General features: G+C 33.8%; 12 protein-coding genes and 1 pseudogene. 9 read left to right on the top strand and 4 right to left on the bottom strand.

What is annotated here, in order from left to right; translation table 11 throughout:
• Positions 1 to 161, bottom strand: a pseudogene (locus tag LDL23_RS07215) (replication-associated recombination protein A); the annotation flags it as partial.
• A 72-nt stretch (positions 162 to 233) separates the two neighbouring features.
• Here LDL23_RS07215 and LDL23_RS07210 point away from each other — a divergent pair.
• Positions 234 to 986: a rhomboid family intramembrane serine protease gene (locus LDL23_RS07210; RefSeq protein ID WP_291265097.1), complete on the top strand. Its 753-nt coding sequence runs from the start codon at positions 234 to 236 to the stop codon at positions 984 to 986.
• Between the two features lie 10 nt (positions 987 to 996).
• Here LDL23_RS07210 and LDL23_RS07205 read toward each other — a convergent pair whose 3' ends face one another.
• From LDL23_RS07205 to LDL23_RS07195, 3 genes are read right to left on the bottom strand one after another with little or no spacing between them, the layout of a single operon-like run.
• A complete protein-coding gene (locus LDL23_RS07205) occupies positions 997 to 1,371 on the bottom strand; it encodes a hypothetical protein (RefSeq protein WP_291265096.1) in 375 nt (124 codons plus the stop codon).
• 16 nt (positions 1,372 to 1,387) lie between these two features.
• Positions 1,388 to 2,122 carry a 23S rRNA (guanosine(2251)-2'-O)-methyltransferase RlmB gene (gene rlmB / locus LDL23_RS07200; protein WP_290819389.1) on the bottom strand — a complete coding sequence of 245 codons (735 nt, stop codon included), beginning with the start codon at positions 2,120 to 2,122 and terminating at the stop codon, positions 1,388 to 1,390.
• A gap of 53 nt (positions 2,123 to 2,175) precedes the next feature.
• A complete protein-coding gene (locus LDL23_RS07195; protein ID WP_291265095.1) occupies positions 2,176 to 3,837 on the bottom strand; it encodes a hypothetical protein in 1,662 nt (553 codons plus the stop codon).
• 258 nt (positions 3,838 to 4,095) lie between these two features.
• Here LDL23_RS07195 and rpsL point away from each other — a divergent pair, with 258 nt between their 5' ends.
• From rpsL to rplB, 8 genes are all read left to right on the top strand, one after another.
• The gene (gene rpsL / locus LDL23_RS07190) at positions 4,096 to 4,503 is read left to right on the top strand and encodes a 30S ribosomal protein S12 (RefSeq protein ID WP_026725646.1); all 408 of its coding nucleotides are present in this window, start codon (positions 4,096 to 4,098) and stop codon (positions 4,501 to 4,503) included.
• Between the two features lie 25 nt (positions 4,504 to 4,528).
• A complete protein-coding gene (rpsG, locus tag LDL23_RS07185) occupies positions 4,529 to 5,005 on the top strand; it encodes a 30S ribosomal protein S7 (protein WP_026725645.1) in 477 nt (158 codons plus the stop codon).
• Between the two features lie 11 nt (positions 5,006 to 5,016).
• Complete coding sequence (fusA, locus tag LDL23_RS07180) at positions 5,017 to 7,173, top strand: elongation factor G (protein ID WP_291265094.1); 2,157 nt, start codon at positions 5,017 to 5,019, stop codon at positions 7,171 to 7,173.
• An 11-nt stretch (positions 7,174 to 7,184) separates the two neighbouring features.
• Positions 7,185 to 7,490, top strand: a complete 306-nt coding sequence (gene rpsJ / locus LDL23_RS07175) for a 30S ribosomal protein S10 (RefSeq protein ID WP_009779180.1) — start codon at positions 7,185 to 7,187, stop codon at positions 7,488 to 7,490.
• Between the two features lie 234 nt (positions 7,491 to 7,724).
• Positions 7,725 to 8,342, top strand: a complete 618-nt coding sequence (rplC, locus tag LDL23_RS07170; RefSeq protein ID WP_291265093.1) for a 50S ribosomal protein L3 — start codon at positions 7,725 to 7,727, stop codon at positions 8,340 to 8,342.
• Positions 8,342 to 8,971, top strand: a complete 630-nt coding sequence (rplD, locus tag LDL23_RS07165; RefSeq protein WP_026725642.1) for a 50S ribosomal protein L4 — start codon at positions 8,342 to 8,344, stop codon at positions 8,969 to 8,971. The genes rplC and rplD overlap by 1 nt, the downstream gene beginning before the upstream one ends.
• A gap of 7 nt (positions 8,972 to 8,978) precedes the next feature.
• A complete protein-coding gene (gene rplW / locus LDL23_RS07160) occupies positions 8,979 to 9,269 on the top strand; it encodes a 50S ribosomal protein L23 (protein WP_291265092.1) in 291 nt (96 codons plus the stop codon).
• 6 nt (positions 9,270 to 9,275) lie between these two features.
• Positions 9,276 to 10,000, top strand: a 725-nt coding sequence (rplB, locus tag LDL23_RS07155) for a 50S ribosomal protein L2 (protein WP_291265091.1), incomplete at its 3' end; no start/stop codon positions are given.

Raw genomic sequence — 10,000 nt, 5'->3', positions numbered from 1 at the left:
GTAGTTTTTCCGGTTCCGGGTGGTCCCCATAAAATCAAACTTGGAATTAATCCTTTGGCAATTTGTTGCGTTAATGAACCCTCAGGTCCAACTAAATGCAATTGGCTGATGTAATCCGATAATTGTTGTGGGCGAATGCGTTCGGCTAATGGTTGATTCATGACGTAAAATTACAATTTTATGACAAATGTGCATAGAAATATTTTTGGCTTTATCTTTGAATTCAAATCAATATGGAAAAACAGCACGATAATCCTTTTCAGTTTACAAAAGCGGTCATTTTATTACCGTTATTTTTTGTATTGACGCTATGGTTGGTCTTTTGGTACGAATTACAATTTCAACATAATTTATCGCATTTTGGAATTTATCCAAGAGAAGTGTATGGATTAAAAGGAATTTTATTTAGTCCATTTTTGCATGGTGATATTGAACACTTGGCTAATAATTCCTTTGCTTTATTAGTGTTGTTGCCAATATTGAGATATTTCTACAAAGAACAATCGTTTGTGGTGTTGTTTTTAGGGATTCTCTTTTCAGGATTGGGAACTTGGTTACTAGGAAGATCAAGTTATCATATCGGTGCTAGTGGATTAATCTATGCTTTGGTGAGTTTTATTTTCTTCAAAGGAATCTTTACCAAATATTACCGATTAGTTGCTTTATCATTCACCATAGTAATTTTATACGGTGGAAGCGTTTGGTACATGTTTCCCAATGTAAAAGAAGGTATTTCGTGGGAAGGACATTTAGCCGGATTTCTCGTTGGATTGGCTTTAGCATTGGTTTTGAAAACGCCACAATTTGGAAAAACAATTTTCTACGAATGGGAAAAACCCGATTTCAATCCAGAACTCGACCCTTTTATGAAAAATTTCGATGAAAAAGGAAATTTCAATCCACCACCAAAACCAGAAGAAGTAATTAGAGAATACTTCAATTCTTCTATGAAAGTGGTGTATGAGTTTTTGGGTGGGAAGAAGTAGAGATTTTTATTTATTCTTCTAATCCTAAAAAATAGAGATTATCATTTGTTCTAATGTAAACTTCACTAATATCTAATGCGCCAAAAGAGTTTTTACCTCTAAATCTTAGTTTGTAGTATTTGATTTCTCCTTTTTTATGAAGTTCGCCAAGATTTTCTTTCATTTTGATTTCTTCTAAATCTGTTTTCATTAAATCTAATTCAAAACTAATAAATTCAAAACTACTAGGGTCTTTCATTTGTTTTTTAATTTCTTCAATAGATTTTTCTTCAAGACTTTCTAAATTGTCTGGGTTAGAAATGTTTGAAATAAAATTTATGTAAATAAAGTTAACTAAAAGGACGATAGCTATTATAGACAATATATAAATAAGTATTTTTTTCATTTTCTCGATTTTAAAACTACATTCTCTGTCTCAAAGCTTCATACAAAAAAGCACCACAAGCCACCGAAACATTTAAAGATTCGATAGTTCCAAACATTGGTAATTTTGCTTTTTCATCTACAATTTTTAATACCGAAGGATTAACACCTCTGTCTTCGCTACCCATAATAATCGCAACGCCTTCGTTGAAGTTGATGTCATAAATATGTTGCTCTGTTTTTTCAGTGGCAGCAACGGTTTTGATGCCGCTTCCTTGTAAATAGAAAATAGCGTCTTTAATATGATCTACTTTACAAATCGGAACATTAAAAACTGCTCCAGCCGAAGTTTTAACGGTATCGCCATTCACAGGAGCTGAGCCTTGTTTTTGGATAATGATTCCATCAACACCCGTACATTCTGCAGTTCTGATGATGGCGCCAAAGTTACGCGCATCTGACAATTGATCTAAAATTAGGAATAAAGGTTTTTTACCACTTTCAATAACACTTTCAACCATAGTTTCTAATGAAACAAAAGAAATAGGAGCAATGGTTGCCACCGCACCTTGGTGATTATTTGGAGTTAATCGGTTTAGTTTTTCAACAGGAACGTAGGAGAAGTTGATGTTGTTTCTTTTCATTGTCTTCATCAAATCCTGCATCAAGTCGCCTTGCGCATCTTTTTGAACGAATACTTTATCAATCTCCTTTTTAGCGTTAATTGCTTCAATTATTGCTCTAATCCCGAATATTTGGTTGTCTTTTTCCATGGTGCAAAGATAGGATTTTAGTTTGATTTTTGGAGTGTTTCTAATTTAGTGAATTAGAAATTCGTTTTAAAACTAATATGCACAATAGAATTCGAAAGTTTTATCGCTTGTTCGCTCGTGCTTCCATTAGCATAAACTAAATTGAACAAACCATTTTTGGTAAATAATCCAAATCCAAAACCTAAGCCTAATAATCGGTCTTCAATGTTAGTAGTTTTGTCTTGGAAATAGCCAAAATCGGTAATAGAATGTAGATATAAATTAGAAGCTAATAAATAACGATATTCCGCTATGATTCCGGTAAAAGCATTCGCTTGCAAACTATTTTCGTTAAAACCTCTAATCGAATTAATTCCTCCAAATCGAAAAAGTTCGTTAATTATATAGTCATCACTTTGTAAATAAAAAGTCTGATTTCGAACAAAAATACTGTTTTTGGAATTTAGATTTAAATTGTAATTCATATCTAATTGTGTAAAAAACTGACTCGTTTTTTGTAATGCAATCGTTCGATTTCCTGTTCCAAATTTTACAAAAACTTTTGATTTTTCGGGAAAAATAAAACTATCAGGATTTAACTCAAGATGTTCAAAACTCGAGGTTAAAAAGGTGTTGGTGAAATCATTCAAACTAAATGAATTGGTATTTTGAATATCAACAGAAGTTGTTTTTTGATACCCTACAAAAGCTTTCGTGTTGTAAGCGAAATAGTAACCCAAATTCAAATCGGTCATGGTATTCTGAAAAGTGGAATCCTGTTTAAAAATTCTCAAATTCGCTTTAATTCCAATCGGAGTTTTAAAAATATACGGCAATTCGGTTCCGATGTTAAACGAAGTTTGTTTGTTGCCATCGTTTTTCCAGTACAAATTGAATTTTTCTCCGGTGTTTAAAATGTTTTGCAATTGCAAATCTAAATAGCCATTAAAAGTTAATTTACTTTTATCGTCATTAGAAAATCCGATAAAACCATCAAATTTGTTAGGTTTCGATTTTTCAACATAGACAAAAATCTTTGTCGAATCGGTGGTGAATAAAATTTCTGGGTATTTGATTTGATTAACGAATTGTAATTTGTCAAAAGTATCGTTAATCTGTTTTAAATTGTCTTGGTTGAAAGTAGCTTTTTTGGCTTTCTTGGTAATTGCTTTTTTAATCCCAGCTGGAAATTTATCATAACCTACAATGACTAAATCGGTAATATTTCTTTTAGCATTGAGTTTTAGTAGCAATTCAGAAAACAAACTATTTTCATTTTTTTGCTGATTAATCAATTGCAAATTCGCTAATGAATAACCTTTCTTTTCCAATAAAGCGATTTTACTTTTCATAAAATTCTCCACTTCATTCGTGGCAATAATTAACGAATCACTTTCTAATTGCAACAACGATTTTTCTTGGGCAGAAAGTTTACCTATATATATTGTGTTGTTTTTTATCGAATTTCCCAAATTGTATTTGAAAACAAAACTGCTATCGTTTACTTTTTTCTGTTCCAATAACTGCCAATCAAAAAAGCCTTGATTCGTTAACTTGTTTTCAAAACGTTTTTGTTCTTCTAAAATAGAAGCCACCGAAGCGTGTTTGATTTCGTATTGTAAACTATCAATGGTTTTGTTTTCAATTTCCGAAGCTCCTTTTATGTTTAAATAGAAATTTTGTCCCAACGAAAATTGGAAACAAAAAAACAGTAGTAAACCCAAGAGTAATTTCATAGCGGTAAAGAAACGAAAAAAAGTAAAATAAATTTTATATCTACTTTGTCATTCTGAACTTGTTTCAGAATCTAATGCAACAATTCATCGGAATTTTGATCTTTCTTTTTTGTAACTCAATACCAATCAAAATACTGCAAAATTACAATTGCATTGAAAATTAATAAATTATGATTTGGAAAGTAAAAAATAATTCCTACATTTGCAACCCCGTAAAAAGCGGGAATTTTAAACAGTAAAATTTTTTAGTATTTAATTATGCCAACAATTCAACAATTAGTAAGAACAGGGAGAACCCAAATAACTAAGAAGAGTAAATCGGCTGCTTTAGATTCTTGTCCTCAAAGAAGAGGTGTGTGTACTCGTGTTTACACAACAACTCCTAAAAAACCAAACTCAGCAATGAGAAAGGTAGCTAGGGTTCGTTTAACAAACGGTAACGAGGTGAATGCATACATTCCTGGAGAAGGTCACAATCTACAAGAGCACTCGATAGTATTAGTTAGAGGTGGAAGAGTAAAAGATTTACCAGGTGTACGTTACCACATCGTACGTGGAGCATTAGATACTGCGGGTGTTGCAGGAAGAACACAACGTAGATCTAAGTATGGGGCAAAACGTCCAAAACCAGGACAAGCACCTGCACCAACTGGAAAGAAAAAGTAATTTAAAAATCTTTTAAAGAAAAGACATGAGAAAAAGAGCGGCCAAAAAAAGACCCCTTTTACCGGATCCGAAATTTAACGATCAGTTAGTAACACGTTTTGTGAATAACTTAATGTGGGATGGTAAAAAATCAACAGCTTTTAAAGTTTTCTATGATGCATTAGAAATCGTTGAAACTAAAAAGCAAGATGCAGAAAAAACTGCTTTAGAGATTTGGAAAGATGCATTAACTAATGTTATGCCTCACGTAGAAGTTCGTTCACGTAGAGTGGGTGGAGCTACATTCCAAATTCCAATGCAAATTCGTCCAGATAGAAAGATTTCTTATGCTATCAAATGGATGATTCTTTATGCAAGAAGAAGAAACGAAAAATCAATGGCAGGAAAATTAGCTTCTGAAATTTTAGCTGCGGCTAAAGAAGAAGGTGCTGCTGTTAAGAAAAGAATGGATACTCACAAAATGGCAGATGCTAATAAAGCATTCTCTCACTTTAGATTTTAATTCGTATAGAAATGGCTAGAGATTTAAAATATACAAGAAATATTGGAATTGCTGCTCACATTGATGCTGGTAAAACAACAACAACTGAGCGTATCTTATTCTATACAGGAAAATCACACAAAATTGGTGAAGTACACGATGGTGCTGCAACAATGGACTGGATGGCGCAAGAGCAAGAAAGAGGTATTACAATTACTTCTGCTGCAACAACTTGTGAGTGGAATTTTCCAACAAACCAAGGTAAAGTTTTACCAGAATCTAAATCGTATCACTTTAACATTATCGATACTCCTGGTCACGTTGACTTTACAGTAGAGGTAAACCGTTCGTTACGTGTATTAGATGGTTTAGTGTTCTTATTTAGTGCGGTTGATGGTGTTGAGCCTCAATCTGAAACTAACTGGAGATTAGCTGATCAATATAGAGTTCCACGTATGGGATTCGTAAACAAAATGGACCGTCAAGGTTCTAACTTCTTAGGAGTTTGTCAGCAAGTAAAAGATATGTTGAAATCAAACGCAGTAGCGATTACTTTACCAATTGGTGAAGAAGCTGATTTCAGAGGGGTAGTTGACTTAGTTAAAAATCAAGCTATTGTATGGCATGATGAAACTCAAGGTGCTACTTTCGATATTATCGACATTCCTGCTGATATGGTTGACGAAGTAAAAGAGTATCGTTCAATTTTAATTGAAGAGATTGCTACTTACGACGAAAACTTATTAGAAAAGTATATGGAAGATGAAAACTCAATTACTGAGGAAGAAATCAACAATGCTTTACGTGCTGCTACAATCGATATGGCTATCATTCCTATGATTGCTGGTTCTTCTTTCAAAAACAAAGGAGTTCAATTTATGTTAGATGCAGTTTGTAAGTATTTACCATCTCCATTAGATAAAGAAGGTATCGAAGGAATTCACCCTGATGATGCTGATTTATTAGAAGAAGACCAAAAGAAAATTATCCGTCGCCCTGATACAAAAGAGCCTTTCGCGGCTTTAGCATTTAAAATTGCTACTGACCCTTACGTTGGTCGTTTAGCTTTCTTCCGTGCTTATTCAGGTCGTTTAGATGCTGGTTCTTACATCTTGAATACACGTTCAGGAAACAAAGAAAGAATTTCTCGTATCTACCAAATGCATGCTAACAAACAAAATCCAATCGAATATATTGAGGCTGGAGATATTGGTGCTGCTGTAGGATTTAAAGATATCAAGACTGGAGATACAATGTGTGATGAAAAACACCCAATTATTCTTGAGTCAATGAAATTCCCTGATCCTGTAATTGGTATCGCGATTGAGCCTAAAACAAAAGCTGACGTTGATAAAATGGGTATGGCTTTAGCTAAATTAGCTGAAGAAGATCCAACGTTTACAGTTAGAACTGATGAGGCTTCAGGTCAAACGATTATTTCAGGTATGGGTGAGTTACACTTAGATATCCTTGTTGATCGTATGAAACGTGAGTTTAAAGTTGAGGTTAACCAAGGTGAGCCACAAGTAGAATATAAAGAAGCGTTCACAAAAGCTGCACAACACAGAGAAACTTATAAAAAGCAATCTGGAGGTCGTGGTAAATTTGGTGATATCGTATTCCGTTTAGAACCTGCTGATTTAGTAGACGGTAAAGCTCCTATGGGATTACAGTTTGTTAATGAAGTTAAAGGTGGTAACGTACCAAAAGAATATATTCCAGCTGTTGAAAAAGGTTTCAGAGAAGCTATGAAAGCAGGTCCTTTAGCAGGATATGCAGTAGATAGTTTAAAAGTGACTTTATTAGACGGATCTTTCCACCCTGTGGATTCTGATGCTCTTTCTTTTGAATTAGCTGCGAAAATGGGATATAAAGAAGTGGCTAAAGCTGCAGGAGCTGTTATTCTTGAGCCAATCATGAAAATTGAAGTTATTACTCCTGAAGAAAACATGGGTGATATCGTAGGTGACTTGAACCGTCGTAGAGGTCAAGTAAATGATATGGGTGATAGAAATGGTGCTAAAACTATTAAAGCTAATGTTCCTTTATCAGAAATGTTTGGTTATGTTACTACATTAAGAACATTGTCTTCTGGTAGGGCTACATCTACAATGGAGTTTTCTCACTATGAAGAAACACCTTCTAATATTTCAGAAGCTGTAATCAAAAAAGCAAAAGGTAACGCTTAATTTTTAAGAAAATGAGTCAAAAAATCAGAATAAAATTAAAATCATACGATCATAACTTAGTAGATAAATCTGCTGAGAAAATCGTTAAGACTGTAAAAAGTACAGGTGCTGTGGTAACGGGTCCAATTCCATTACCAACACACAAAAAGATTTTTACTGTATTACGTTCTCCACACGTTAACAAAAAATCAAGAGAGCAATTCGAATTAAGTTCTTATAAGAGATTGTTAGATATCTACAGTTCTTCTTCTAAAACTATCGATGCTTTAATGAAATTAGAGTTACCTTCAGGAGTTGAAGTAGAAATTAAAGTGTGATAAACACCGTTGCAAAAAAGCAATGATCAAATAAAAAACCGTTAATGTGAAAGCATTACGGTTTTTTTCTTATCATTTTTAGTGAGTAAAAAGTGCTTTTTTAAAGTAAATTTTGCTTAACTATTTATTTTTGCGATAATTAAAAAATAATTTATATATTTGCACCCTCAAAATGAGTAGTGTGCAAATACTATTTGTATTATAAATAAGAGTTTAATTAATAATTAGTTTAATATGTCTGGGTTAATCGGAAGAAAAATTGGCATGACTAGCATCTTTGATGAGAACGGGAAAAATATTCCTTGTACTGTAATCGAGTGTGGTCCATGCGTTGTTACCCAAGTCAGAACCAATGAAGTAGACGGATATTCTGCTATTCAGTTAGGTTTCGATGACAAAGCTGAAAAACGTTCAATTAAAGCTGAGTTAGGTCACTTTAAGAAAGCGGGAACAGCTGCGAAGAAGAAAGTCGTTGAATTCAAAGGTTTTGAAGAGGAGTACAAATTAGGCGATGTAATCGCTGTTGACTTATTCGCTGAAGGTGAATTTGTTGATGTTGTGGGAGTTTCTAAAGGAAAAGGATTCCAAGGGGTTGTAAAACGTCATGGTTTTGGCGGTGTTGGACAAGCGACACACGGTCAACACAATCGTTTAAGAGCGCCTGGTTCTGTAGGAGCTTCATCTTATCCATCTAGAGTATTCAAAGGAATGCGTATGGCTGGAAGAATGGGAGGAGATAATGTAACAGTACAAAACCTTAGAGTTTTAAAAGTAGTTACTGAAAAGAACTTACTTTTGGTTAAAGGAGCAATTCCTGGACACAAAAACTCTTATGTAATCATTCAGAAGTAATGGAAGTAAAAGTTTTAGATATCAACGGAAAAGAAACTGGAAGAAAAGTTCAACTTTCTGATTCAGTTTTCGCAATTGAGCCTAATAAACATGCTGTTTACTTAGATGTAAAGCAATATTTGGCTAATCAAAGACAAGGTACTCACAAAGCTAAAGAAAGAGCTGAGGTTGCAGGAAGTACTCGTAAAATTAAAAAACAAAAAGGTACAGGTACTGCTCGTGCAGGATCTGCTAAAAATCCTTTGTTTAAAGGTGGAGGTACAGTTTTTGGACCTAGACCAAGAAGCTACTCATTCAAATTGAACAAAAACTTAAAAAGATTAGCTCGTAAATCAGCTTTGTCTTTAAAAGTAAATGAGTCAAATTTAGTAGTAGTTGAAGATTTTACATTTGAAACACCAAACACTAAAAATTTCATTAACGTATTGAAAGCTTTAGGGTTAGAGAATAAAAAATCTTTATTTGTGTTGGGCGATACAAATAAAAATGTATATTTGTCGTCACGCAATTTAAAAGCGTCTAGCGTTGTAACCACTTCAGAATTAAGTACTTATGCAATTTTAAATGCAAAAAGTTTAGTTCTTTTAGAGGGTGCAGTAGACGGAATTGAAGCTAATTTAAGTAAATAATAAGATTATGAGCATCATAATTAAGCCTATTATAACTGAAAAAATAACTAAAGATGGTGAAGTTTTTAACCGTTTTGGTTTTGTAGTTGCTAAAAATGCAAATAAAATTCAAATCAAAAATGCTGTTGAGGCAACTTTTGGAGTGAATGTAGTAGCAGTTAATACAATGAACTATAGAGCTGATAGAAGTGTTAAATATACCAAAAGTGGTTTAATCAGTGGTAAAACAAATGCTTACAAAAAAGCAGTTGTTCAAGTACAAGAGGGAGAAACAATAGATTTTTATACTAATATCTAATAGAAAATGTCAGTTAGAAAATTAAAACCTATTACCCCGGGTCAGCGATTTAGAGTTGTTAATAGCTTTGACACTATTACAACTGATAAGCCGGAGCGTTCTTTGATCGCACCGAAAAAAAACTCTGGAGGTAGAAATAGTCAAGGAAAAATGACCATGCGTTATACAGGCGGTGGTCACAAACAAAAGTATCGTATTATTGATTTTAAAAGAGCTAAAGTTGGGATTCCAGCAACAGTTAAAACAATCGAGTATGATCCAAATCGTTCAGCATTTATTTCATTATTGTATTATGCAGATGGAGCTAAAACTTACATCATTGCGCAAAATGGATTACAAGTTGGACAAACTGTAGTTTCAGGTGAAGAAGCGTCTCCAGAAATTGGAAATGCAATGCCTTTAAGTAAAATTCCTCTAGGAACTGTTATTTCGTGTATCGAATTAAGACCAGGTCAAGGAGCTGTAATCGCTCGTTCAGCAGGAACTTTCGCTCAGTTAATGGCAAGAGATGGAAAATATGCAACAATTAAAATGCCTTCTGGAGAAACAAGATTAATCTTGTTAACTTGTATGGCTACAATTGGAGCTGTTTCTAACTCAGACCACCAATTAATCGTATCAGGTAAAGCTGGTAGATCAAGATGGTTAGGTAGAAGACCAAGAACAAGACCAGTAGCAATGAACCCGGTTGATCACCCAATGGGAGGTGGTGAAGGACGTTCATCTGGAGG

Source organism: Flavobacterium sp. (assembly GCF_020217025.1).
GTDB lineage: Bacteria > Bacteroidota > Bacteroidia > Flavobacteriales > Flavobacteriaceae > Flavobacterium.
The sequence above is the reverse complement of the archived record's forward strand: the minus strand, read 5'-3'. Positions and strand labels throughout refer to the sequence as shown.

What these genes read in the sequence shown, in the direction of transcription:
- LDL23_RS07210 (WP_291265097.1), top strand. Translation starts at nt 234, where the DNA reads ATGGAAAAACAGCACGATAATCCTTTTCAGTTTACAAAAGCGGTCATT.
- LDL23_RS07205 (WP_291265096.1), bottom strand. Translation starts at nt 1,371, where the DNA reads ATGAAAAAAATACTTATTTATATATTGTCTATAATAGCTATCGTCCTT.
- rlmB (WP_290819389.1), bottom strand. Translation starts at nt 2,122, where the DNA reads ATGGAAAAAGACAACCAAATATTCGGGATTAGAGCAATAATTGAAGCA.
- LDL23_RS07195 (WP_291265095.1), bottom strand. Translation starts at nt 3,837, where the DNA reads ATGAAATTACTCTTGGGTTTACTACTGTTTTTTTGTTTCCAATTTTCG.
- rpsL (WP_026725646.1), top strand. Translation starts at nt 4,096, where the DNA reads ATGCCAACAATTCAACAATTAGTAAGAACAGGGAGAACCCAAATAACT.
- rpsG (WP_026725645.1), top strand. Translation starts at nt 4,529, where the DNA reads ATGAGAAAAAGAGCGGCCAAAAAAAGACCCCTTTTACCGGATCCGAAA.
- fusA (WP_291265094.1), top strand. Translation starts at nt 5,017, where the DNA reads ATGGCTAGAGATTTAAAATATACAAGAAATATTGGAATTGCTGCTCAC.
- rpsJ (WP_009779180.1), top strand. Translation starts at nt 7,185, where the DNA reads ATGAGTCAAAAAATCAGAATAAAATTAAAATCATACGATCATAACTTA.
- rplC (WP_291265093.1), top strand. Translation starts at nt 7,725, where the DNA reads ATGTCTGGGTTAATCGGAAGAAAAATTGGCATGACTAGCATCTTTGAT.
- rplD (WP_026725642.1), top strand. Translation starts at nt 8,342, where the DNA reads ATGGAAGTAAAAGTTTTAGATATCAACGGAAAAGAAACTGGAAGAAAA.
- rplW (WP_291265092.1), top strand. Translation starts at nt 8,979, where the DNA reads ATGAGCATCATAATTAAGCCTATTATAACTGAAAAAATAACTAAAGAT.